We start from the raw sequence: 25981 nt of genomic DNA, 5'->3' as shown, positions 1-25981 counted from the left end.
ATTATTATGCCGCTGACAATCAATTTTTGAAAACAAGCTGCGTGAAAATCCGGTCGCGATCCTTCTCTATCCGGAGTAGGTAAATACCGCCGGCGAGCCCAGGCACGGAAATCCGTCCGTTACCGTCCATATCCCGGTGTATTACTTCCACTCCTGCCATATTGGTCAGCTTCACGGTGGTACGGCCGGTTTGCGGCGGCATTTGAATATCGATGTAGTCGGTTAACGGATTGGGACCGATCCGGAAAGCCGCGTCGCCGTTGCGGTACAATGCGATGATTCTGGAATGCTCGTACCCGCCATCGGCATCCACCTGTTTCAACCGGTAATAAACAGTAGCCGCCGGTACTTCGGTGTCGGTGAAAGTATAGTCATGCGGCTGTGCCGTAGTTTGGCTGCCTTTTACTTCCCCTATCATTTTAAAATCGGTTCCGTTCCCCGAGCGCTCGATTTCGAAACGATCGTTATCCGTTTCGGAAACGGTTTTCCAGTATAGCTGCGCCTGGCCGTTGTCGAGCTCCTTTAAATTGAAATAAGCCAGCTCCACGGGTAACGGATCCTCTACCGGTAATGTCACATGCCCAAGCAGCCTTACATATGCCGCCTGATAATAAATGGCCGGCTCGGTGATCTCCCAGCTGTTGGTCGGCCAGCCGGTGTTGAAATCGAGATAGCTCTTCTGGCGAGGCTGGCCATAAGGAGGCGATTGGGTGGCGATCGTGTAATCGGCATTCGGGCCGCCTACTACGTACCCCGGCGCCGGGCCATTCGGCGATGTGAGCGCGTTGTCGTAAACAGTGCCGTCGTTGAACCAGGTGTGGTAAATTTCATTGGCGCAACGGTCGCCGCCGATTGAATACATGTTCGACAGATACACCAGTCCCTGCGGATTGACGCCGTGGAAATAATGGATTTGCTCCGTGGCCTTGCGTCGCAGGCTGGCCGCATCGCCCAGGCCCGCCTTGAGCATGGTACGGTTCACATTGGCATAATCAGCCTTGGGCATGTTGCTGCCCCAATGATACGACCAGTCGGGCATAAATGCGCGGTACAGATCAGCCTCTGTCCAACCGAAGAAATCGTTCCAGTTGCCGTCCACTGCCGTCCCCGCCGAATTCAGTATCGCGGCAGCCACGGTGGGATTGGCGGCAGGCAGTTTGGCATACCGCAGCAAAGCATCCTGCAATTCGGTGGCATCCACGCCCCAATAACCCGAGCTCATCACATCGGTAGCAGCGTAGTTACTCACTACAAACTGGTTGTAAATCGCATTCCCGGTCCGCTCGAACAGGTAAATCGCCGCTATCACCATCATATTCCGCTGCGGCCCGACGGCCACATCGGCATCCCCCGAAACAATGCTGCCGTCGTCGCAATTGGTCTGGAGCGTATTGGTGTTGAAAAACGGCAGCACATAATCGAAACAGCTCACGGCCTTCGCTTCCAGCTGTGCCGCGTAGGCAGCGAGCGCGGGAATACCCGCATACACGAGGGCCGCGTGCGAGAACACCGACGCTATCGTGGCAGAAGCGGATGTGCAGGTCGGGCCGTAATAGCGGCCGTCGACATTGGCGCTCGGCGGCGAAGAAATGTTTTCGCTGTAATTCCGGCTACCCATTTTGTTGTGGGTGCTGCCGTCGGCATTGGTCATTTTAAAGAGCCAGTCGAGCTCCCACTTCACCTCGTCCAGAATATCGGGAATGCCGTTTTTGCTTTCGGGGATATTAAAATTGTCTGAAAAAACGGTCGGGTTCTCCTCGTACGCGTACAACAGGTCATGCAGGGGACTGTGGGTGAAAGAGACATATTTGTTATAATCCCCGGCATCGAACCAGCCGCCCGTAAGATCCTTTTCGAGGGCCGCATTATCCTGGTCGTAGACATAACGGCAGTTGGCATCCTGCGACGGGTTCATGAAATTATTACCGTCGGTCCACTTGCTTTGAGCGAAAGGTGCCGCCTTGGCCATATTGCAACGGTTATAATAAAACATCTTCATCGCCGCCAGCATTACCTTGCCGTACGGATTGGCCGCGATTTCGAAAACCGCCGAACGCTGGTTATTCACCGGATCGAACACATAATAGGTACCGGCGGCCGTCAATGCGGAAAAGTCGAACCACCAGCCCTGGTCGCCCGAATTGGCTTGGGTATTCCCGTTGTTCCAAATGCTGACCGGACCGGAAAAGGCCACCGCGTTGGTGATGTGGTTGCGCACCTCCATCGTAGCCGGAGGTGAATAATTCAGCGCGGCGTTGTACCCTTGGACCGGATTACTCAAAACCGCCACTTTTTCCGCGGCGGGCGCATAGCCGAACTGATCGACATGAATGAACTGGCTGATCTGCGCAACTCCCCGCACCGATATTAACAGACACAGTAAAAAAGTACAAAAGCCCGTTCCGGGCGAAAGAAGGTAGCTTCCTCATGGCTAGATGGTTTTGAATTGAATAAATCCGGTGTTATAACGAACAACAGCGAAGGCAGGAACGCCTTTTCAAATAGGATGAGAGTCGATTTCGGGCCGTTCAAGCTAACCGGGACCGAAACACTTTCAAAGTTATTCTAATATCCAATAGAACAATCAGCTCCGAAATATAGAAGTTATTAAGCGTACCTATTTTCTTTAATTTAAAAATAATCCAAAAAATTATTTAAATATTGATTTGCTTTTCTTATAATTGCATAGACAATTATTGGCTAACTTACTATCGGAAGGATATGCCGATCTATCAGCAACTAGGGACCATTCCGCCCAAGCGGCACACGCAGTTCCGTAAAAACGACGGCGGGCTTTACTATGAAGAACTTTTCGGAACGATCGGTTTCGAAGGCATGTCGTCCCTCCTCTATCATACCTGGCGGCCTACGCAGGTCAAATTCCTTGGCGAGCCCTACGATGTGGCGCCGCGCATTGCGGTAACGAATAATATGACGATGCGGAAGCTGGTCGGCTTCGACGTGGGGCCTGCAGCCGATTACCTCGAGAGCCGGGTTCCGTTGCTCGTCAACCGCGACGTGGTGCTCGGCCTCGCCGCTCCAACCGGCACGCCGATGGATTATTTTTACAAGAATGCCGATGCCGACGAACTGTTGTTTATCCACCGTGGTTCGGGAAGGCTGCGGACACCCTTCGGAGAGGTGCCTTTCAAGTACGGCGATTACGTGCTGATCCCGCGGGGCACGATTTACCAGATCGGGTTCGATACATCCGACAACCGCCTGCTTTACCTGGAATCGCATTCGCCCGTTTATACCCCGAAGCGCTACCGCAACCATTTCGGGCAATTAACGGAGCATTCGCCCTATTGCGAACGGGATTACATTCTCCCGCGCAACCTGGAAACGCACGACGAGCATGGCGACTTCGTTGTCAAAATCAAAAAACAGGACCATATTCACCCGGTAACCTACGAAACACACCCTTTCGACGTGATCGGCTGGGACGGGTATAACTATCCCTGGGCCTTCTCGATCCACAATTTCGAACCCATCACCGGCCGCATACATCAGCCGCCACCGGTTCATCAGACATTCCAGACCGATGCATTTGTGGTGTGCTCGTTCTGTCCGAGGCTCTACGACTACCACCCGCTGGCGATACCAGCCCCCTACAACCACAGCAATATCGATTCCGACGAGGTGTTGTATTATGTCGATGGCGACTTCATGAGCCGCAACAACATTGCTCCGGGGCACATCACCCTGCACCCGGGGGGTATTCCCCACGGCCCGCACCCCGGCGCATACGAGCGAAGCGTCGGCAAAAAAGAAACGCAGGAGCTGGCCGTAATGGTCGACACCTTCCGGCCCCTGATGCTAACGGAACAAGCCATGGCAATCGACGACGGGCTGTATTGGCACAGTTGGGGAGAAGGCTAGCAAAGCGATCAAGAATTGTCGAGGAATAATCAGCCGTGGTCAAGTATTGCCAGAATGATAGCATTGGAGGGGCAACATCAATTAACTTATTGACAGCTAACAGTTTAATTAAGACCTCTGATCACACCCGACCCACTAACGACAAATAACTATAACTGGCAACTCCTGACAACGCTTGACAATACCTGACAAAACCAGACAACAAACTTAAACACGTCACAATGTCCACACTAACAGCACCAACCGCGCCGTCCGCCACGACCGACTTCTTGCCTATTAACGGTACGGATTATGTAGAACTCTATGTCGGTAATGCGCTGCAATCGGCACATTATTTCAGAAACGCATTCGGGTTTCAGCCGCTGGCGATGGCCGGGCTTGAAACAGGTCTCACCGACCGCGAGTCGTATGTTGTGGTACAGGACAAGATCCGGCTTGTCTTCACTTCTCCCCTGCATGGCGGTACGGCCATCGGCGCCCACATCGATCGCCACGGCGATGGCGTCAAGGCCATCGCATTGTGGGTCGACGATGCTAAAAAAGCCTACCGCGAGACCGTGGGCCGTGGTGCCCGGCCGTTTTTGGAGCCTGCGGTGGAACAAGACAAGGATGGCCGGACCGTCCGGTCGGGAATCTGCACCTACGGGGACACCGTACACATTTTTGTCGAACGAAAGGATTACCACGGCGTTTTCCTGCCAGGCTTTGTCGCCTGGCAACCCGAGCATTCACCCGGTCCGGTCGGCCTGCGTTACATCGACCATATGGTAGGAAATGTCGGCTGGAACGAAATGAACCGGTGGGTGCAGTTCTACGAGGAAGTAATGGGCTTTAAAATGCTGGTTTCGTTTGATGACAAGGATATTTCAACCGAATACTCGGCACTGATGAGCAAGGTCATGAGCAATGGCAACGGGCGCATCAAGTTTCCGATCAACGAACCGGCCGAGGGAAAAAAGAAATCGCAGGTGGAGGAATATCTCGATTTTTACGGCGGGCCGGGCGTGCAGCACATCGCCGTCGCCACCGACCACATCGTCGACACCGTACGCGCCCTGCGCGACCGCGGGGTTGAATTTCTGCGCGTTCCCACGGCCTATTACGACGACCTGATACGCCGCGTCGGGCATATCGACGAAGACATTGCCAGCCTGCGGGACCTGGGCATCCTCGTCGACCGCGACGATGAAGGTTACCTTCTTCAGATTTTCACGAAACCGGTCATGCCACGTCCTACGCTCTTTTTTGAGATCATTCAAAGAAAGGGTGCCCAATCGTTCGGGAAGGGCAATTTCAAAGCGCTATTCGAAGCTATCGAGCGGGAACAGATGCTGCGAGGTACACTTTAACGTAAACCGTTTTTAACCATGAACCAGGATTTTGAACGATACACCGAAGCCGACCACCGGATGTGGCAATTGCTTTTCGAACGACAAATGAAACAATTGCCACAAATTGCCAGCCAGGCTTATCTGGAAGGCATTTCCAAAGTCGGTTTTGTGGCAGGGCACATTCCGCATTTCGAACGGGAAACCAACCCGGCGCTCCGTGCACTGACCGGCTGGGAGGTGTATGTGGTTCCGGGCCTCATTCCGCACCGCGAATTCTATACGCATTTGTACAACAGGCAGTTCCCCGCGACGAGCTGGCTGCGCAAGCCCGAGCAGATCGATTACCTCGAAGAACCCGACATGTTTCATGACACCTTCGGTCACGTGCCGCTCCTTAGCAACCGGTCGTTCTGCGATTTTATGGCACATTTGAGCGAAGTGGCTTTGAAGCACATCGATCACGAGGAAATTCTGCAACGCATTTCGAGATTGTACTGGTACACCGTCGAGTTCGGGCTGATCCGGGAGAACGGCGATCTGAAGATCTATGGCGGTGGTATCATTTCCTCCTCCGGGGAAAGCCGTTACTGTCTGCGCAGCGATATCCCGAAGATCGATTTCGACCTCGCGCTCGTACTCGACACGCCCTACCATATCGACCGCTATCAGGACCACTACTTCGTCATCGACTCGTACAACCAGCTTTATGAATCAGTAACGGGTCTGGAACCATTACTGGAAGCCTATCTGGCCCAACAGGCATAAAAATTCCGATATCATGTTACAATCGTGGCTGCCGGTCCCGTCCGGTTCCGATTTCTCTATATATAATCTGCCGTTCGGCATATTCAGCGACGACCGCCCGGCACGCGCCGGCCTGGCGATCGGTGAATGGGTCGTGGACCTGCCCGCTACCTATGCGTTGAACCTTTTTTCGCGTTATCCGGAGGCTGGTGGTGTTTTCCGCAAGCCGGTATTGAACGATCTGATAGGGCTTGGCAGGGAATTTTCCGGATATGTGCGAAAAACAATCCAGGACGCACTGTGCGACGGTGATTCGATATTGAAGCGGTACTCGGAACATTTGCTTATTCCTCTGAAAGACGTGCAGACGCATATGCCGCTCAGAGTAGGCAATTATACCGATTTCTATTCCAGCGAAGAACACGCATTCAGCGTCGGCAGGCTATTCAGGCCGGAGAACCCCCTTTTTCCCAACTGGAAACACATGCCCGTTGCCTATCACGGCCGGGCGTCGTCCATAACGGTGTCGGGCACGCCGGTGCGGCGTCCGTGGGGACAGACGGCTCAGACGGGTGCCAACCCCTTGTTTCAGCCTACCAACGCACTGGATTACGAGCTCGAACTCGCATTTGTAATCGGCAAAGACTCATCCTGTGGCCAGCCTGTGCCTGTCGCCGAAGCGGAGGATTATATTTTCGGCGTCGTGCTCTTCAACGACTGGTCGGCGCGGGACATCCAGCGGTGGGAATACCAACCCCTGGGGCCATTTACAAGCAAAAATTTCGCTTCGGGCATTTCTCCCTGGGTCGTAACCTGGGAAGCCTTGCAGGTGTTCCGCGTACCCGCGCCCGTGCAATCTCCCATGCCGCTGCCCTACCTCGCCGCCGCTCCCCGGATGAACTTCGACCTCTCGCTGACGGTCGGAGTCAAGCCTGAAAACCATCGCGAATGCACATTATGCGAAACCAATGCAAAACATCTTTACTGGACCGCCGCCCAGCAGATTGCCCATCACACCGTTACCGGCTGCAATCTACAAGTAGGCGACTTGCTGGCTACCGGCACTATCAGCGGCACCGGCCTCGCCCAAAAAGGCTGCCTGCTGGAAGCAACGCTGAATGGAAAACAACCGGTGCAATGCGGTGACGGCATCGAAAGGCGGTTTCTGGAAGACTACGATGAAGTGATTATACGGGGCTTTTGCCAAAATGGGGACATCCGTATCGGTTTCGGTGAGCTGCGGGGACAAGTTTTGCCCGCATTACCGCTGTAAAAAGGTTGCCGACAGGTCTACAACAAATGGGGTTCCGGTTTTGTAAAAATAAATACCAATTGGTATATTTGCAACATGAACATAGGAACTTCCAAAGCCGAGCGCACACGCAACTTTATCATTGAGAAAACCGCCGAGCTTTTCAACCGGAAAGGCTATGCGGGTACGTCTATGTCGGACATTACCGAGGCCACAGGCCTCACGAAAGGCAGCATTTACGGCAACTTCGAGAATAAAGAAGAAGTGGCCCTGGCCGTTTTCGAATACAACCGGTCCCTGGTTTTCAATACCGTGCAGGCGCAACTCGAGAAAGCCGCTACCTATTATGAAAAACTGATGGTGTATGGCCGCGTGTACAAAGATGTGATCGCGACGGTTGGCAACCGTGGCGGCTGCCCGATCCTGAACACAGCCGTGGAAGCCGACGACACCAACGTACCGCTCCGTTTGAGTGCCGCCAAAGCGATTTTCAGCTGGAAAAAGAGCCTGGTCGATATCATTCAAAAAGGAACCGAAGCCGGTGAATTTCAAAAGGACATCGATGCCGAAGAAATGGCGGTTTCCATTATCGCGTTGATCGAAGGAGGGGTGATGATCTCGAAGGTAACCAACGACTACGGCAATATGGACCACGTACTGGCGACAGTCCAATTGCTGGTCAACCGCATTAGGGCATGACCAGCAATTGAACGGCCTCTTTTTATTCCTCCTCCTCCGCGTTTTTCAGCTTGGATAGCAATGCGTAGGCCCCTTTCAAAACGAACTCGGGGCTTTCCCTGCTTTCGGCAGGCATTTTCACTTCCGTAAAACCATTTTCCGAAATGCCCTTCGATACTTCCACCATCCTGAAACGCCTTTCCCCCGCCGAATCTTTGACGAACACGTAGGATTTGCCTTCAAAATCGAGTACAGCCTCGTCGGGCAGGGCGTTTACCGGACTGGCCCCGGTTTCGATAACAGCTTTTACGAAATTTTGCGGCAACAGGTTATGGTCCTCGTTTTCGAGGTGGCAATGCACGCGCACGGTGCGGTCGTCGTTGATTTTCTGATTGATCAGGTAAACGCTGGCCAGGTCCTCCTTCGCGGGATTGTTGCTCACGCGAAACCGGACAAGCTGCCCGAGTTTCACTTTCGGAATGTCCTGTTCAAATACCGACAACTCCACATGCAAATGATCGGTATCGACGATCTCGAACATCACGTCCGTCGGATTTACGTACTTTCCCAGATTCACATTCACGACCGTCACCGAACCCGAAATGGGGGAACGGATAGATGCGGTACTTGCGATATGCCCGTTTTCCAGACCGCTCAGTTCGATACCTGCGGTACGGACACGCTCTTTCAGGCCCGCCAACCGCGCCCGCAGCATTTTCAGCTCGGAAGCCGATTGCTGCAAAGCTTTTTGCGCGTTTACATTCTCCTTACTCAGATCGCTTTGCCGCCGGAACTCCTGCTCGGCGTATTCCAGCTTGCTGCGCGTTTCGAGATAGTCCTGCTGAATGGGGATAAAGTCCGGGTTTTCGATCACCGCAAGCACCTGGCCTTTTCGTACCTTCATCCCTTGTAAAAGCTCCGATTTCCGGAGAAATCCACCCAGCGGCGCCGAAATGCTGACCAGGTTCTGCGGCGGGATGTCGATTACGCCGTTTGCAATGACAGCCCCGCTCAATTTCCTGATGGAGAAACCACCCGTCTCGATACCCGCGGTTTTAAATTGGCTCTCCGTCAGCTCGACGAAGTCGGTTTCTTCCTGCGTATCGGCCGTTTCGGGTTCCCCCGTTTCCCTCTCGCTCCCCGATTGGCAAGCCGCCATTCCGAGCACCAGTAACAAGCATACTATTATATTTTTCATCGATTTATTCGGTTTACTGCTCATTTAAAAGATATTCTACTTGGATAACGGATTGATTGTAAGCATACAACAAATCCAGCCACGTCAGGCGGATACCCAGGGCACGGTTCCAGGCCTGACCGTATTCAATGTACCCGATCTCCCCGGATTCGTACGCCATGACAGCATTATTCTGGATAACGCCCGCCAGCACAAGCGTGGATTGCTCATACAAATCAAGGTTCTGGCGGGCCGTTTCCAGGCTCCGCATGGCCTGCTCCAAATCGCTCCCCAGTTGCAGCCGCACGGCTTCGATCCGGTTCCGGGTAATCTGCTCGCTCACTTCCGACGCCCTTACCCGTGCTCTCCCGGCGCTATTGAAAACAGGCAGTTGCAGCCCCACCTGCACGCCCTGAAAGCGCTTTCCACTACCGTAAAACACTTCGCCGTTGCCGGTATTCTGGAAACCCGTAAGCGATTGGTTGAAATACCCGATGCTGAACTCAGGCAACATGGCCGACTTCTGAACGGCCGTTTGCCGGCTGCCAATCACCGCCTGCTGGCCGAGATAGCGCAAATAGGCGTTTGTCTGCAACGCGGAGGTGTCGGGCACGGCTATGGTCAGGTCCCTGCGTGTAAGCGAGTCGGGTTCGGCTTCGGTAAGGCCGTCTCCGTTCACCAATGCCTGCAATGCCCGCTGGAGATTTAGCAGATCGCCCTGGTTACGGACGAGCTGCGCGCGGACTTCGCCGAGCTGGCTTTGGGCCGTGGCATATTCCAGCTGGCTGGTTTCCCCCGTTCTGAACCTCATTTCCGCGGCTTTCACGAATCGCCCGGCGCGGGCCAGCTCGGCTGCCAGCAGGCTTTGCCGGGTTTTCAGCAGGATTTGCTGCTGATAGTTGATCTTCACCTGTCTCACCAGTTCGGTCCTGCCAAGCTCCAATTCGGCCTGTGCGCCGTTGAGTTCTTCGGTTAAAAGCGATTTCCGCTTGTTTACCGTTACGGGATTCGGCAGGTTTTGCGACAAAAAGAAATGGTTGTCAAACTTGATACTGTTGTATTGCCCTCCCATCCAGGTCAGGTCTGTTTTGGCAAGATCGGTGGCCGTTTTGACCAGTGCTTTCTGATAATCGATACGGTAAGAGCCGCCTTTCATCGTGGGGTTACGTGCCACGGCCTCTTCAATGGCCTGCCTGAGCGTGACTTTCCGTGCGGGTACCTGTGCCTGCTGCGAATGCGAGCGTGAAGGGATTAGTAAACCGGCGATCAATATCGCCGCGATACCGGTCGTTTTAACGGCATTTCCCCACCGTTTCTCGACGATCCAATACCAAACCGGCAACACCAGCAAAGTGAGCAGCGTTGCCGATACCAGGCCGCCAATTACCACCGTCGCGAGCGGGCGTTGCACCTCCGCTCCGGAGCTCGACGATAGCGCCATCGGCAAAAAGCCTAACGACGCCACCAGGGCAGTCATGAGCACCGGCCGGAGCCGCGTTTCAGTACCTTCGAAAATCACTTCCCGCAAATCTTTTGCCCCCGGTTTCCGCAGGAGATTGAACTCGGCGATCAAAACAATGCCATTGAGGACCGCCACGCCGAACAATGCGATGAACCCGATTCCCGCCGAAATACTGAAAGGCATACCCCGTACCCAAAGCGCGAGTACGCCGCCTATCGCCGAAAACGGGATGGCCGTGAGCACCAGCAGGCTTTGCCGCAAAGAATGGAATGTAAAGTAGAGAAGTATAAAAATCAGCAATAGGGCCACCGGCACCGCCACGGCAAGCCGGCGGTTGGCTTCCTTCAAATTCTGAAACTGGCCGCCATAGGTAACAAAGTAGCCGGGTGGCAATTTGACCTCCCGGTCGATCCTGCTTTGCAGCTCCTTCACGATGCTCCCCACATCCCGCCCCCGGACATTAAATGCCACCGTAATGCGGCGTTTGGCATCCTCCCGCTGGATCTGGTTAGCACCGGTTTTCATTTCGATGGTCGCGATCTGCGCGAGCGGCACCTGTTGGCCTTCGGCATTGGTTACAAACAGTCCGCGGACATCGTCGATATTCCGGCGGTCGGTCTTTTGCAGCCGCACCACGAGATCGAAGCGTTTCTCGCCTTCGAACACCAGCCCTGCACCCGCGCCCGCAAAGGCGGCATTCAGGGTGCGGTTAGCCTCCGCGACAGGGATATTGAACTGCGCCAGTTTATCGCGGTCGAACCGTACCACTATTTGCGGCAGGCCGGTTACTGCTTCTACGTAAATATCCTCCGCCCCGCGCACCGCGCCCGCGAGCTTGCCCACGCGCGCCGCATAGCGTGCCAGCACATCGAGATCCTCACCGAAAATCTTGATCGCCACATCCTGCTTTACGCCCGTCATCAGTTCGTTGAAGCGCATTTGAATAGGTTGCTGAAATCCGAATGTCACGCCGGCAATCGATTCCGTGAGTACAGCATGCATTTTTTCTGCCAGTTCCTCCCTGCCCGAAGCCTTTTTCCAGTGGGATTTTTCCTTTAAAATCACCATCATATCCGCCGCTTCTACCGGCATCGGGTCGGTGGGGATTTCCGAGGAACCTATCTTGCCAACCACTTCTATTACTTCATCGGGGAAGTTTTTGAGCAGTATCGCGGATGCTTTCCGGGTCGCATCCACGGTCTCGGACAACGAGCTGCCGGTTAAGACCCGCAGCTCCACAGCAAAATCCCCTTCGTCGAGCTGGGGGATAAATTCGCCGCCCATGCGCGAAAACAGCCACAGGCTTCCACCCAGCAATACGACCGCGAAAGCCGAAACCAGCCATTTTCTCCTGAGCGAAAAATCCAGTGCGGGGAGGTAAGCACGCCGGAAAAACCCGACTATCCTGTCGGAAATGCCCGGTTTGTATTCATTCTTCTTGCTTAAAAACAGAGCCGACATCATTGGAATGTAGGTTAATGACAGGATAAACGCGCCCAGGATCGCGAAACTGACGGTCTGCGCCATGGGCCTGAACATCTTGCCCTCGATTCCGACGAGCGCGAGTATCGGCAGGTACACGATCAGGATAATGATCTCGCCGAATGCCGCCGAGTTACGGATTTTGGAAGCTGACTCATAAACCTCGCGGTCCATTTCGTCCTGGGTGAGCCGGTGCTTGTATCGCTTGGCTACGATATGATGCAAAGTGGCTTCCACGATAATCACCGCGCCGTCGACGATCAAGCCAAAATCAATGGCCCCAAGGCTCATCAGGTTGCCGGAAACCCCAAAGAGGTTCATCATACTCACCGCGAAAAGCATCGCCAATGGAATGACCGAAGCCACAACCAGGCCTGCCCGCATGTTCCCGAGCAGCAATATCAGTACAAAAATGACGATCAGCGCGCCTTCGACAAGGTTTTTCGAAACGGTTCCAATGGCACTGTCGACCAGCTTCGTCCTGTCCAGAAATGGCTCGATCACCACGCCTTTGGGCAGATTTTTGCGGATTTGGGCGATGCGCTCTTTCACATTTCCGATCACTTCCGAAGAATTGGCGCCTTTGAGCATCAGCACCAGCCCGCCCACCACCTCGCCGTCGTCGTTGCGGGTCATGGCCCCGTACCGGACCGCGCTTCCGTAGCCCACCCCGGCAATGTCGCGGATCAGCACCGGCAATCCCGTCGCGGTTTCGCCTACCTGAATTTTCCGGATGTCGTCCAGCGTGCCGATCAGCCCTTCGCTGCGGATGAAATAGGCATTCGGCTTCTTGTCGATGTATGCGCCGCCCGTGTTCTGGTTGTTTTGTTCGAGGGCTTCGAAAATACGGGCAATGGACAATCCCGCGCTCCTCAGCCTGAGCGGATCGATTGCTATTTCATATTGTTTCAAAAAACCGCCGAAACTGCTCACATCCGCGACACCGGGCGTTCCGAGCAGCTGCCTGCGCACGATCCAGTCCTGGATGCTTCGCAGCTCCATGGGCGGATATTTCGTTTCGAAACCAGGCCTGGTATGCAGTACGTACTGGTAAATTTCCCCGAGGCCGGTGGTTACGGGGGCAAGTCCGGGTGTGCCGGTCCCGGGCGGGACCTGTTCTACCGCCGTATGCAGGCGCTCCGAAACCTGCTGACGCGCCCAGTAAACGTCCACATCGTCTTCAAATACAATGGTAACAACCGATAATCCGAAACGCGAGATCGAACGGATTTCTTCGATATGCGGGATCGTCGCCATCACTGTTTCGACAGGAAATGTAACCAGCCGCTCTACCTCCTGAGCGGCCAGCGAGGGGCTTGTGGTGATGATTTGTACCTGGTTATTGGTGATGTCGGGAACGGCGTCGATGGGTAGCCTGGTGAGCGAGTAACTCCCCCACGCTACCAGGGCCAGTGTGAATATTCCGATCACAAGCTTGTTGCGGATCGAAAAATGTATGATTTTATCTAGCATTTCTAATATGAAAAGAATGGATATACCACGTCGCGCCGGACGCTGCCAGGCGACAGGTGCGGCGGCTTCGGGGCAAAGCTTGCATCGCAACGACTTGCCCCGTCGATAAGCGGATTATACCCTTTCTTTCGGCGGTTGCCAGATGCCGGCCATGTCGCCGGCGGAAAGTGTCTGGAGATACGAAAATCCTGTCGGTGGAACCAGTTGTGTTACAGGGTTATCGGGCAGAACCGCGGCTACCGGACTGATGGTTACGCTCGCACAGCACGCACAAATGCAGAGTGGGGAACAAAGGTCGATAACCTCGCTATGGCCGTCTCCGGCATCGGAAACAGCCTTAGCCGCAACGTCGCTGTGCGTCACCGGCTCGTCCTGGCACGGAATGCAGGAAAGGGCAAGCACGTAAAATGCGAATAAATATGCGACCAGGACCTTCATGTTGCAAAATTAGGCTAAATGGCAATGCAACAGGTAGGCAAAAACCAAATCGCGGCGAATAAGCAACCGGCAACCGTTAATCAGTCGTGAAGGCCGATGGTAATTTAGTTACCGAAAATATAACATTGCCGGGAGCGCAACGTATTTCCTTTTTTCTAAATTGGGAAAAAAATGCCTGTCATTAACCAATCTTCCAAGCAAAAACCATTAACACAATGAAAGTAAAGTACTTGCTGACCATGATCCTGGCCGTTGCCATCTTCGCTGTAACTGCCAAAAACGTTAAAACGGCCAACGACCTGATCGGAACCTGGAAATACACGGTTTCCAATGTGCCGCCTGAGTATGAAACAGGCTTCATGACCTTCGAGCAGAAGGACGACAAAACCACCGGCTACCTCGGTCAGCAGGAGCGTATGGAAATGAAGGAACTGACCATCGACCAGGGCAAAGTAACTTTCAAACTGGATTTCCAGGGCGGCATTCTCACCGTCACGATGACGCAGGACGGCGACAAACTCTCGGGCACGATCGTCTCGCAGGACGGCGAGTTTCCGATCACGGCGGTCAAAGAGCCCGCCAAATAGGGGTTGCCGATTTATTTTGAAGCCGGGGATTACATGCATCTCCGGCTTTTTTATCGGCTGCCCGGTCATTTCGACCGCACATACTTCTCGATATTCAAGCGCTCTATCCCTGCCGCCTCCACCTTCTCTATGCCGCGCTGAATCAATGTATCGTCTTTAATGGAGATCGTAAAATGGAATTCGTTCCCCTCCCATTCGCGGGCGGTGCAATATTCGAGCTTTTCGGTGTAGGTACTATCCTTCAACGTGTAAGTCCCGCCACCCGCCGAAAAGCTGGCGGTTGAGTCCTTTCCCTTGTTCAGGTCATGTTGTAAAAAGGCGAAATGGCTTTCGTTGATGATCTTGATAAAGGAAACGTTCTTCGTGTAGTCGGTTACGGTGGTGTCACCTTTCTCGATCAACGTACCGGTCAGGAGCTTCCAGGTGCCTTCGGGTCCGGCCGGGGCCTTTCCGCTTTCCGGGCCGCCTTCCGGCCGGCCACAGGCTGTGAACACCGATATTGCCACAAGCAATGCGGGGAGATGTACTTTCATAAATGGTTAATGGCAGGAGTTTTAAAATTAATTGTTCAACGGAGCACCCAAAGTGAATAAAAACCCGCTATTTTCATAACCTTTTATTCCAGGAATCGAAACACCCCACATTACCGATTGCCCCGCCGAACACGGATCGGCTGGATTTTCTTTTGCGTTTAACTTGTTCGGGCCAGACAGCCTTCCGTTCACACACCCGCAAAATCACCCGGCGGCAGCATACGCCTTTCATAAGCATTCATTCCCATTCTTAACCCCGCATCATCATGAAACACCTGTTCGTTTTCGCTTTGCTCGGCACACTGCCGTCATTTTCAAATATCGCCTCCGCGCAGGTAGGGATCGGTACCACCACGCCGGACCCCAGTGCGCAACTCGACATTGCCGGGGACAAAAAAGGGGTGCTGATTCCCCGAATGGACCTGGACGGGAGAAACGGAATTGCGTCGCCGGCAACTGGTCTGATGATCTATCAGACAGACAACAATCCCGGATTTTACTTTTACAACGGGACTGTGTGGAATAAGGTCGGTACCGCACCTGCGGGCTTTTCCGCCATAGGCAAGCCGTCATCTGTTGTTACGGGCTCACAACGCATTTCGAGCCAATGGTCGACACCGGCATTTGCATCCGGCGGCACATTTGATGGCTCAACGTCGACCTTCACAGTCGCCGAGAGCGGCTATTACAGGCTGTCGGCCAGCATTAATTATGAGTTCAGGGAACAGGGAATCTCCCTTCCCACCAACTCGATTCCTTACGTCGCCGTCCGCAATGCTACCACATCGCAGGTATACGCCAAAGGCATATTTCCCATAACCAATGTTACCATTCCGCCCAATTCCAAGCAACGGCTGCCTGCCGCTACCGGTACGATCAACATCGAGGGCACTGCGCTACTCAATACCGGCGATGTACTCGAATTGTACTTCGATCAAAACAATTCCAGCATGACACTCTCGCTCGACGACGGCGACAACCACCCTGTCGTGCACTGGTCTGCCCTGAAAATCAACTAAATGAATTCCGGGCACCGAATCGTCGCTGCGTTCTGCGCCCACTTCCGCAGCCGGTATGCCACGGCCTTGTCCAGCCCGTTCGCTTCGATCGCGAGCTCGGCCGGGTATTTCCGGTAGCCGCCCGGCCCGTCGGCTCGGTGGTGCCGGGGCCGTCACAAAAACCCGCCCTGAATCATTCCGGAGCGGGCTTTGTTGATTGCATAAAGAAATTTGAAAACAATGTCGCTCCCTGAACGATCGCCTCACATACGCGTACTCCCCCACGCCGCCACGCTCGACATCATTCTTAAAAACACCCATTTCCCGGACGATCTTCTCGACAACACATCTCCAATCCAATGCGCCATCGAGTGGAAGGACAGCGTTCCGGTTCTGGTATTCCGATTCAAAAACACGGCCTATGATTTTAACGAACCGCTTCTTTCTCATGAATTGAAAAACGGCGAGCGCGGCTGGTTAAACCAATCGGCGATTTCCGTCCGCCTGCTGCTCGCGAACAGCGTCATCGCTGATCATGTCACGGAACGGAAATTTATTCTATCTAAAAATGACAGCCAAAGTGTGAAGGAAGTTCTAGGCCTCTAACTGGATCACCAGGCGATAATTGCCATACAACAAATGCCGTCAGGCATGTAATATTGGTGGCAAATCAATCAACGAAAATTTTAACAAAATGCCCCTCGGGCATGTAACAACAATGCATTGCAACAGCATTGTCGTTACATCCCTGACGGGATTGTCATTCAACGGTCATCGGTTCCCTTTCTACCAATCCTACATCGCTACCCGATTCGTCATTCACCCTTTCCCCGTTCCACGTCGGCTCATTCACTCATTCACTCAGTGAAACTCAATACCCCGGGTTCTGCGGCGCCAGGTTCGGGTTCACCTGCAACTCCACACGCGGCAGCGGCATCAGGTAATCCCGGTTAGCATCGAAATTATCATGCGGTTCCAGCGAATTGGGTCCTTTGAAAACTTTTTCGCCGAGGTTGCGCCGCTTGATATCGTACCAGCGCTTGTATTCGAAAGCGAGTTCGAGGCGTCGTTCGTCGAGGATCAGGTCGATAAGCGCCTCTTTGCCGAGACCTGCTTTGACATCCTCCGGAAACGCAGTTTGCTTGCCCGCCCAATTTCGGGCCCGCGCCCTTACCTGATTAATATACCCCAACGCCTCCGCATTAGGCCCGTTCACCTCTACCGACGCTTCGGCGGCGATGAGCAGGATTTCCGCGTAACGCATAGCCGCATAGTTATGGTCCGAATAGCGGCCTTCGGAATTGGAATTTCCCGCAAAACGGGCGTATTTGGCTATATGCGGACGTTTTGTATTCGGGAACTCGGTGTACGGAACGAGCTTGCCGCCGATCAGCAGCGAATCTTCGAAACTTACTTCCTTGCGGTAATCGCGGTTGTCCCAGGTGCTGTACACTTTCAGCGAAGGCACGATTACGCTCCATCCGCTGCGTGGCGCGTCGCCTCCGCGAACACCTGTCATAGGAGCCATAATGTCGTCATTGGCTCCGCCATCGCCCGATTTCTGGCCCAGGAAGTCGATATCAAAAATATGTTCCTTCATGTTCGGGGCCTGCGGCGCTTTAAAGAGCGTCTGGAAATCGGCTTCCAGTGCGTAGCCAAACCTGTCCCTGTTATCGATCACCCATTTCGCTTCGGTATATGCCTTCTGATACTGGCCCATTGTGAGGTGTACGGAGGCTAGGTAAGATGCCGCAGTACCCTTTGTCGCCCGGCTGCGCACTTCCGAAGGCTGTTTTTCGGGCAGCCATTGCTTCGCGAATTCCAGGTCGGCGATGATGTTGGCATAAACCGTTGCCGCGGGCGTTTTGGAGATGGATTTGACCAACTCGGGGTTACTGATAAAATAATCGATATAAGGAATATCGCCGAAAACCTGCACGAGGTGAAAATACGCGAACGCGCGGATAAAGCGCGCTTCGGCGATGAGCGGATTTCCTGTATTTTCGGGCAACGCGAGGCTCTGCGCACCGAAAATAGCCGCATTGGTCGCACTGATTACCTGGTACCATACCGGCCAGAACTGGTTGACCATATTATTATTGTCGTCCATATTGAAATCGTTTACCTGCTGGCGTTCGGCAGGCGTGCCCCGGTCGCCGATGTCCTCCATATCGCTCCTGAGCATCAGCGCCGATACGAACTGGCGGCCGTAGAGGCGTTCGGTGGCTATCCAGCCATAAGCGCCCATAATCGCCGTTTCCACATCTCTGGAAGTCCTGAACAACGCCTCCGGCGCAAGTAGCCCCATAGGTTTTTCGTCGAGGTCCGCGCAGCCCAGGAGCAACGAAACCATCGCCGTCAGGATTACTGATCTATTAAGTAAATGCTTCATTGTCATGTCCGTTTAATGCTTAAAAACCGAGGTTCAAACCAATGGTGTAGGATTTGGCGTTGGGATAGCTGCCATAGTCGAGGCCGAGATTGCGGTTGCTGTCGGTGTTCCCGTCCGACGAATAGTTTACCTCCGGATCGTAGCCCTTGTATTTCGTGAACGTCAGGATGTTCTGGGCGCTGGCATAAATGCGCAATTTACTGATCCTGAGTTTTTCGAGCACGGGTTTAGGAAAATTGTAGCCTAACGCGAGGTTTTTCATCCTGACAAAACTGCCATCCTTCACCCAGCGTGTCGACACCCTGCGCGTACGGCCAACGGCGGCTTTGGGTACGTCCGTATCCGTATTCGCAGGCGTCCAGCGGTTCAATGCTTCCGTGGTCGCATTGTTGATGGCCGAGAGCAGGTTCAGTTCCATGAGCGTGTAGCTGAGCAGATCGTTGCCTTTCGAGGCCTGGAAGAATATGTTCAGATCAAAGCCTTTCCAACTAAAATCGTTGTTCATGCCCCAGGTAAATTTCGGATGTGGGTTACCGATGATCGTACGGTCGTCGCTGTTCAGGGTGCCGTCGGGCTCGCCGGTAAGCTGGCCGTTCGCGTCCTTTTTACCATTGATATCCCTGAATTTCTCCCCTCCCGCTACCGTCTCGAAACCGCCGCCGGGGACGAAACTATCGCCTTCCTGGTAAACACCGTCGTAGATCCAGCCGTAAAAACTGCCTACCGGATAACCTTCACGCAATATCTGGGTCTGCCCCATTCCCACCATATGCCCCGGCGCGGAGCCATAAAGAATATCGGTTCCTGCGGGCAGTTTCAGGATTTTATTACGGTTCAAAGAAAAATTAATGTCGGTACTCCATTTGAAGGCGCCCACGAGGTTACGGGTATTCAATGTAAACTCGACACCCTTGTTTTCAACCTCGCCGATATTCTGCAACTGATTGGTATAACCCGAATACTGCGGCAATTGCACGCTGAAAAGAAGGTCTTTGGTAACACGTCGGTAATAATCGGCCACGAGGTTGATCCGGTTGTTGAACAGGCTTACATCTGCGCCAAGGTCGAACTGATGCGTCGTTTCCCACGTAAGATCGTCGTTGGCGACGGTGGTAGGCCGGACGGCATTCACGGGTGTTCCGTTGATGATCGTATACACATTCGAAAAACGCGCCATCGTCTGATACGGCTCGATGGCCTGGTTGCCCGTAAGACCATAGCTCACGCGCCATTTCCACTGACTGATCGCCGCAATATTTTGCATAAACGGCTCACCCGACATTTTCCAAGCGAATGCGCCGGACGGAAACGTGGCCCATTTGTGGTTTTTGCTGAAATTCGAAGAGCCGTCCTGACGGATATTGGCTGTAAAGAGGTATTTATCGGCCAAAGAATAGGTTAACCGGGCATAGTACGAGGCCAGTACCCATTCTGTGAGTCCTGAATTGGGACTTTGCCAAACGGAGGAGCCACCCAGGTTCCAGTACGAAACGGCATCGGTAATGAACGACTGCCCCGATCCGCCCCAGTTTTCACTCGATGATTTCTGGTAGGAGTAGCCCGCCATTACCGACAGGTCGTGCAATGCGCCTATCTTTTTGTTGTAGGTCAAATAGTTTTCATTCAATAACAACGTGCTCTTGTTGCCGTTCACCGTGGCTGCTCCACCTACATTCCGGCCATCGTTCAGGGTAGTAGGCGTAAATGTGCCCGTGCGGCCGCTATTGGTCGTCGCGCCGAGCGTCACCCTGAATTTCAAATCCTTAAGAATATTGTATTCTGCATATAGGTTGCCCTGGATGCGGTCGGCCAGCGACTCGTTTTGCAGCTGCGTCGCAATCGCATAGGGGTTATCGATAGGGTCGCTCAGCCGTGCGACGGTAAAACGGCCATTGGCGTCGCGAATCGGCTGGTCGGGCTCGAATTTCAGAGCCGCCGACATCACGCCGGGCGTGAGGCCGCCCGAACCTTCCTGGGTTTTCGATTGCTGGCGCGAGACGCGTTGCGCGAACAGGTTCAGCCCCAGTTTGAGCCGTTTGGTAGCGTTGATATCGATATTGCTCGTCACCGAATACCGCTTGTAGCCCGAGTTGAGGATAATGCCTTTCTGGTCGTAATAAGCCCCGGACACATAGTACTTCACCGCCTCGCTGCCGCCTGCTACCGACAACTGGTGGTTCTGGATGCCGCCGCGGCGAAAGATTTGTTCCTGCCAGTCGGTATCGGCCCCCTGTGAAACGATATTGGGCCGTACTTCCTGCACATAGTCGAGAAACTGCGCGGCATTGAGCAAATCCAGCCGGTTGATCTCCTTCTGGCCGGAATACGAAGTATTGAACTCGATACGTGGCTTGCCCGAGGTCCCTTTTTTGGTCGTCACCATGATCACGCCATTGGCACCGCGCGAGCCGTAAATAGCCGTTGCGGACGCGTCTTTCAGGATTTCAATGGATTCGATATCCTCCGGCGGCGGCAACGTACCGCCCACGAAGCCGTCTACGACGTAAATCGGGTCGCTGCTTGCATTAATGGAAGTTCCTCCGCGAATCCGCACTTTGAAAGATGAGCCCGGTTCGCCGTTGTTGGCCTGGATCTGCACGCCGGCGGCACGGCCCTGTAATGCCTGCACTGTGCCTAGCGCGGGGTAGGCAGTCAGTTCCTGCGATTTCACGGAGGCCACCGAACCGGTCACATCGCTTTTCTTTACAGTTCCATAACCCACTACGAGCACTTCTTCGAGCGATTTCTGGTCTGTTTTAAGACCGACGTTGATCTCCGTTCTGCCGCCAACCTGTACTTCCTGCGGTTCGTAACCTACGAAGCTGTAAATCAATGTTGTATTGGGGTTCTCGATTGTCAGGGTGTAGTTACCATCCGCGTCCGTGGACGTGCCCGTTTGGGTACCCTTGACAAGAATATTCACCCCGGGCAAAGGCTCTTTGCTTTCGGCGTCGGTCACGCGGCCCTTGACAGTAACCTGCGAAACCGCCTGCAACCCGTTTTTCGCCGATGCCTCCGGCTCGCCGGCCGGCCCTTTGGGCGCATCCGACGGACGGATAACTATATTTTTGCCCGAAACTTCATATGTAAGTCCCAGCGGCACCAGAAATTCTTCCAGAACCTTCGAAAGTTCCCGGTTCGATTGCTGAATGGTAACCTTCCGCCCCGACTGGATTACCTTGGAGCTGAAAACGAACCGGACGCCGGCCTGCTTTTCGATCTGGTGCAGGACTTTCTTCACTTCCAGGTCCTGCGCCTGCAAGCTGATGCGCTTGTTGAGCAGTTCCTGCGCACGTACGTCCGCTGCGAGCGCATTCCCGACCAGCCATACCGCCATTATCAATTGCGCAACGCTTATCCGCATAAGAACTAACCATTTACGATGGAACTGTACCGGTATTTTCATACATTTGAACGGTTTTGTTAATTGAAACTTGGCAAAATCTTCCTCCTCATCCCATTTGTGTGAGATGTGATGGTCTGCTAACCACTGAGGATATCCGGGCCGGCCATGTTGGCGCATGGGCCGGCTTTTTGTTTACATATTCTTACAGCCTTTTCCTTCTACCACAATCCGCCCGTCAATGCTCTTATAGCCAGCCCCAACGGCTTTGCAAACCAGATCGAGCTGCTCGTAAAGCGACATTTCCGTGAGTGTAGCGGTGATCGGGCATTCATCCATAACGTTCTTGTCGTAAATGATTTCGATGCCATAGGCGTTTTGCAAAGCCGCAAATACATCCGATACCGGTGCTTCATCGAATTCGAGACGGGGCGCCACTTTGCCTTCAGTTACCACTTCCGGTTCGGCCACGATGCTTTTTGTGATTTGGACAGATTTCCGGACAAAAACTACCTGCTGATTAGGCTCGACCACCACACCCGTCAGCTCGCGGGAGCTTTGCTTTTCGATCGCATCGGGATCTTCGCGCGAGAACACAGCTACTTTGCCGGTTTTTACAGCGACCTCCACTTCCTGTTCACCGGCAAAGGACCGGACGGTAAAACTGGTACCTAAAACTTTGGTAACCAGTTCATTGGCGTACACAAAAAACGGCTTGGAAGGATCTTTGGCAATCTCGAAAAATGCTTTTCCCGAAAGAAAAACCTCGCGCTGCGTTTCCCTGAAACGGGCCGGGTAACCCATTTTGCTGCCGGGGTCGAGCGTAACCCGGCTGCCGTCTTCGAGCCGGACCATGAGCGGATACGAAGTCGTGTTCACGGTTTCGCGCATTTCAACTCCGGCGGCAGCCACAAGCTGTTCATAATTGATCACTTTCGATTGGCTTCTAAGCCAGAACAACCATCCCAGGCCCGTCAGAAGCACCAGCACCGCCGCGATTCGCGCCACGCGGCCGGTATACCAGGGCAAAAGGACATCGGCATGGTCCCTGTTCCGGACTTCCAGCCGTTCGACGATCCGCTCAACCGCCTTCCGTTTTTCGGGGTTATTCAAAGCCGCATTTTTGGGACGGACAGCCAGCACCAGTTGGCGTGCACGGTCCACTATTTCACGTTTATCGGGATTGGCTGCGAGCCAGTTCTGCCAGGTTTCGTCGTCCTCCCGCGTTGGGTTCAGTACCCAGTTGCGGAACGATTTGTCCCAAACAAACTCCCCCAGACTGAAATTGCGGTAACGGTCCATATTCGAAATTTAGCTTTTCAAACACCATTAGACCACCGCGACGGCGGGATACTGTATTTTTCAGATTTTTTTTGAAATTTTTAAATGAGGTATTTCAAGCTTTAAAAAGGCAGGGCGAAAGCCAGCGAAACGATGGTCCTCCAATGCGATTTGATAAATTTGAAAGCCTCTTGCAGCAGATTGGAAACCGACTGCGGCTGGATATCCATCACCATCGCGATCTCCTCGCGCTCCAAATCGTTGTAGAAGCGCAGAAAAACGGCTTCCTTTTGCCGTTTGGGAAGCTCATTGAGCATTTCGGTCATCCTCGACGCGAGTAGCCTGTCGTTTTCGGATTCTATGAGCTGGTAATCGGCACCGAATTCGAGGTCGAAAATGATGTCCGATTCGCTGTAATAGTCCATACAGTCCATCCTCGGCCGCGAAGCGATGCGATGCAGGCGGCGGCGTAGCGACGCGAGCAGGTAGGGTTTGGGCGGAATGCCTGGATTCAATGTATTTCTCCTTTCCCAAATAACCAGAAAAACGTCCTGAATGCAGTCTTTGATCAACTCGCGGTCGCTGGAAAACTTGGTGCCGTAGTGAAAAAGAAGGTCGTAGGTGCGATTAATAAGGTGTTCATAAGCGGTTACATTCCCTTCGAGCATTTCCCGCCACAGCCTCTGCTCTTCTTCGACATACAGGTCCGGACGGGTTAAAGCCTTCATGAAATCGATGAATTTTAGTCAGGTTTGCACGAGGAAAAGCAGCCTCCGATGCTTTCTTACTACTATTCATCGCATTTAATCTTCAATTTATTACAATCAGAGGCTACCGCTCGCCCTATACGCACAGTCCCGTTCAAGCGGTTTCAGCGACCCGCTTTTTCCTTCAATTTTTTCAAAGTCCGGGAATCGACGGGGATGATCGTGCCGTGTTTATGTCCGTCGGGAACTGCAATTTCCGTGGAAATATCGGTAAAAGACTTGAAGTCGGCGGTCTTTACGGCACCATAGGTCTTGTCGCGATACTGGTCGAAATAGACCAGCCAATCATTTTTAACTTTCACGACGGTTGGCCCTTCGGTAAGAAAGCCCGTGAAAGGCGCGGATATATTCCGGTAGGGCCCCAAAACGTGGTCGGCAAATGCGACTTTGATATTCCGCTGCGGGCGGGTATTGTCCTTCAAAACCAGCACATAATCATCTTTTTTGCGCTGGGCGATCACGCAATCGATCACACTGAAGCCCGGATCGAGGAACAGTGCCGCTTTGGAAAATGTCTGAAAATCCCTCGTCGTGACGTAGTACATCCGGTGATTGTTGCGCTCGTCTTCCTCTCCTTTGAGAAATTTGAAAGGGATGGTAGAAGCCCAGATGATCACGAAGCGGTCGTTCTCCTCATCGTAAAACAGTTCCGGCGCCCACACGTTCACGACTTCCGGTTCATGCTCCATCACCGGGACGAACCGCTGCTCCGACCAATGCATCAAATCCCTGGAACTCGCATAGCCGAATCCCTTGTCGCCTTTCCAGTTCGTCGTCCAAACCAGGTGAAATGTCCCGTCCTTCCCTCTCGCGATAGAAGGATCCCGCATAAGCCTGCCGCCGACTTCGGGTTTGAGGTAACCGCCGCCGAGGTCCGTCCAGTGATAGCCGTCGCGGCTGTACGCCAGATGCAGGCCGTCGGTCGCCGGTTCGCGGAAAGATGTGAAGAGGTAGGCGTCTTTTTGGCAGGACAATGACAGGAGAGCAAGTATTGCAAAAAGATAGATTCGACTCATATTAATTTTTACAACGGTTGGTCATTCATTCTAACCTTCTGCAATCGGGAGATCGGCACCCGCTACTCATTCTTCCCATTCGACTTATCGATAATCACTGCCAGTAAAATCACCAGCCCTTTCACGACCTGCTGCCAGAACGGCGATACATTTAGCAGCACCAGCCCATTATTGAGCACGCCGATGATGATCGCCCCTTGTACGGTGCCGAGAATGCTCCCGCGCCCGCCCGAGAGCGAGGTGCCGCCAATCACGACGGCTGCGATAGAGTCCAGTTCATAGCTGATCCCCGCATTGGGCTGGGCGGAATCGAGGCGTGAGGTAACCATGATCCCGCCCACCGCTGCGAGCGCTCCGGCAATGGTATAGACGATTATTTTAACCCTGTCGACATTGATCCCCGAAAGCCGCGAGGCACTTTCGTTACCTCCGATGGCATAAATGTAGCGCCCGATCCGCGTCTTGTCGGTCAGAAAGACGGCCAGCGCCACCACTACGATCGATATCCACACCGGCACCGGAATACCGAGGAACCAACCCGTTCCGATAAACAGGAACGTATCCCCCAGCCCGCTGATCGGAAAGCCGCCGGTCCAGAGCATGGTAAGGCCGCGGGCAACCGTAAGCATCGCAAGCGTGGCTACAAAGGGAGGCACATTGAAACGCGTGATAGCCCAGCCGTTGAATGCACCCAACGCGGAGCCCGCGAGCATCCCCGCCAGGATCGCGCCGAGCACGGTAAAACCGATGAAAAGGTTTTGAGCAGGTATTTCAATTCCGTTTTTGAGCAAACCGGCCGTAATCGCGCCACATAGTGCGAGTACCGAGCCGACCGACAAATCGATCCCGGCCGTGAGGACGATTAAAGTCATGCCCACCGAAATGCAGATATTGACCGAAATCTGCCGCATCACATTCCAGAGATTGGAAAAGGTCAGGAACTTGTCCGACAAAATGCTCAATGCCAGGCACAGCAGGAACAATGCGATAAGCGATTGGAACCTGGCCAGGGGGAGAACATTTTTTAACCCTGGCTGTCGGCTGTCGGCCCTCGGCGATTTCTGCGAGGTAGCCGTACGCTCGTTATTGGTTACTTCATGCATCTTTTGTAACAAAAGAATTTACTCGTTCACATTTACATCAAT

General features: G+C 53.6%; 19 protein-coding genes. 8 read left to right on the top strand and 11 right to left on the bottom strand.

Features of this window, described 5'->3' with window-relative positions; all coding sequences use genetic code 11:
• Positions 1-19: 19 nt before the first annotated feature.
• Positions 20-2362 (bottom strand): glycoside hydrolase family 9 protein, encoded by a 2343-nt coding sequence (locus ABV298_RS22950; protein WP_353718489.1) that lies wholly within the window; start codon positions 2360-2362, stop codon positions 20-22.
• A 359-nt stretch (positions 2363-2721) separates the two neighbouring features.
• Here ABV298_RS22950 and ABV298_RS22945 point away from each other — a divergent pair, with 359 nt between their 5' ends.
• The 5 genes from ABV298_RS22945 (at position 2722) to ABV298_RS22925 (ending at position 7908) form a co-directional block, all read left to right on the top strand.
• Complete coding sequence (locus tag ABV298_RS22945; RefSeq protein ID WP_353718488.1) at positions 2722-3882, top strand: homogentisate 1,2-dioxygenase; 1161 nt, start codon at positions 2722-2724, stop codon at positions 3880-3882.
• A 221-nt stretch (positions 3883-4103) separates the two neighbouring features.
• A complete protein-coding gene (gene hppD, locus ABV298_RS22940; RefSeq protein WP_353718487.1) occupies positions 4104-5231 on the top strand; it encodes a 4-hydroxyphenylpyruvate dioxygenase in 1128 nt (375 codons plus the stop codon).
• 18 nt (positions 5232-5249) lie between these two features.
• The gene (phhA, locus tag ABV298_RS22935; RefSeq protein ID WP_353718486.1) at positions 5250-5978 is read left to right on the top strand and encodes a phenylalanine 4-monooxygenase; all 729 of its coding nucleotides are present in this window, start codon (positions 5250-5252) and stop codon (positions 5976-5978) included.
• Positions 5979-5991: 13 nt separating this feature from the next.
• Complete coding sequence (gene fahA, locus ABV298_RS22930) at positions 5992-7230, top strand: fumarylacetoacetase (RefSeq protein WP_353718485.1); 1239 nt, start codon at positions 5992-5994, stop codon at positions 7228-7230.
• A gap of 75 nt (positions 7231-7305) precedes the next feature.
• A complete protein-coding gene (locus tag ABV298_RS22925) occupies positions 7306-7908 on the top strand; it encodes a TetR/AcrR family transcriptional regulator (protein WP_353718484.1) in 603 nt (200 codons plus the stop codon).
• 22 nt (positions 7909-7930) lie between these two features.
• Here the strand turns inward: ABV298_RS22925 and ABV298_RS22920 are convergent, their stop codons facing one another.
• From ABV298_RS22920 to ABV298_RS22910, 3 genes are all read right to left on the bottom strand, one after another.
• Positions 7931-9085, bottom strand: a complete 1155-nt coding sequence (locus ABV298_RS22920; RefSeq protein ID WP_353718483.1) for an efflux RND transporter periplasmic adaptor subunit — start codon at positions 9083-9085, stop codon at positions 7931-7933.
• A 13-nt stretch (positions 9086-9098) separates the two neighbouring features.
• The gene (locus ABV298_RS22915; protein ID WP_353718482.1) at positions 9099-13481 is read right to left on the bottom strand and encodes a CusA/CzcA family heavy metal efflux RND transporter; all 4383 of its coding nucleotides are present in this window, start codon (positions 13479-13481) and stop codon (positions 9099-9101) included.
• A gap of 114 nt (positions 13482-13595) precedes the next feature.
• Complete coding sequence (locus tag ABV298_RS22910; RefSeq protein WP_353718481.1) at positions 13596-13919, bottom strand: DUF6660 family protein; 324 nt, start codon at positions 13917-13919, stop codon at positions 13596-13598.
• Positions 13920-14134: 215 nt separating this feature from the next.
• Between ABV298_RS22910 and ABV298_RS22905 the strand changes: the two genes are divergently transcribed.
• Positions 14135-14506 (top strand): hypothetical protein, encoded by a 372-nt coding sequence (locus tag ABV298_RS22905; RefSeq protein ID WP_353718480.1) that lies wholly within the window; start codon positions 14135-14137, stop codon positions 14504-14506.
• 65 nt (positions 14507-14571) lie between these two features.
• Here the strand turns inward: ABV298_RS22905 and ABV298_RS22900 are convergent, their stop codons facing one another.
• Positions 14572-15039, bottom strand: coding sequence for a hypothetical protein (locus ABV298_RS22900; protein WP_353718479.1), 468 nt, complete (start codon positions 15037-15039; stop codon positions 14572-14574).
• A 266-nt stretch (positions 15040-15305) separates the two neighbouring features.
• Between ABV298_RS22900 and ABV298_RS22895 the strand changes: the two genes are divergently transcribed.
• Positions 15306-16058, top strand: a complete 753-nt coding sequence (locus tag ABV298_RS22895; protein ID WP_353718478.1) for a hypothetical protein — start codon at positions 15306-15308, stop codon at positions 16056-16058.
• Between the two features lie 219 nt (positions 16059-16277).
• Entirely contained in the window at positions 16278-16643 is a 366-nt protein-coding gene (locus tag ABV298_RS22890) for a hypothetical protein (protein WP_353718477.1), read from the top strand.
• 265 nt (positions 16644-16908) lie between these two features.
• Here the strand turns inward: ABV298_RS22890 and ABV298_RS22885 are convergent, their stop codons facing one another.
• The 6 genes from ABV298_RS22885 to rbsC form a co-directional block, all read right to left on the bottom strand.
• Positions 16909-18429, bottom strand: a complete 1521-nt coding sequence (locus ABV298_RS22885; RefSeq protein ID WP_353718476.1) for a RagB/SusD family nutrient uptake outer membrane protein — start codon at positions 18427-18429, stop codon at positions 16909-16911.
• A 19-nt stretch (positions 18430-18448) separates the two neighbouring features.
• Positions 18449-21766, bottom strand: coding sequence for a TonB-dependent receptor (locus ABV298_RS22880; protein WP_353723229.1), 3318 nt, complete (start codon positions 21764-21766; stop codon positions 18449-18451).
• 201 nt (positions 21767-21967) lie between these two features.
• Complete coding sequence (locus ABV298_RS22875; RefSeq protein WP_353718475.1) at positions 21968-23074, bottom strand: FecR domain-containing protein; 1107 nt, start codon at positions 23072-23074, stop codon at positions 21968-21970.
• Positions 23075-23175: 101 nt separating this feature from the next.
• Entirely contained in the window at positions 23176-23781 is a 606-nt protein-coding gene (locus ABV298_RS22870; RefSeq protein ID WP_353718474.1) for a sigma-70 family RNA polymerase sigma factor, read from the bottom strand.
• A 143-nt stretch (positions 23782-23924) separates the two neighbouring features.
• Positions 23925-24794: a glycoside hydrolase family 43 protein gene (locus ABV298_RS22865; protein ID WP_353718473.1), complete on the bottom strand. Its 870-nt coding sequence runs from the start codon at positions 24792-24794 to the stop codon at positions 23925-23927.
• Between the two features lie 104 nt (positions 24795-24898).
• Positions 24899-25939, bottom strand: a complete 1041-nt coding sequence (gene rbsC, locus ABV298_RS22860) for a ribose ABC transporter permease (RefSeq protein ID WP_353718472.1) — start codon at positions 25937-25939, stop codon at positions 24899-24901.
• Positions 25940-25981: the final 42 nt, after the last annotated feature.

Source organism: Dyadobacter sp. 676 (genome assembly GCF_040448675.1).
Classification (GTDB): Bacteria; Bacteroidota; Bacteroidia; order Cytophagales; family Spirosomataceae; genus Dyadobacter.
Note: the sequence above shows the minus strand (reverse complement) of the source record. Positions and strands in the feature narration are given on the sequence as shown.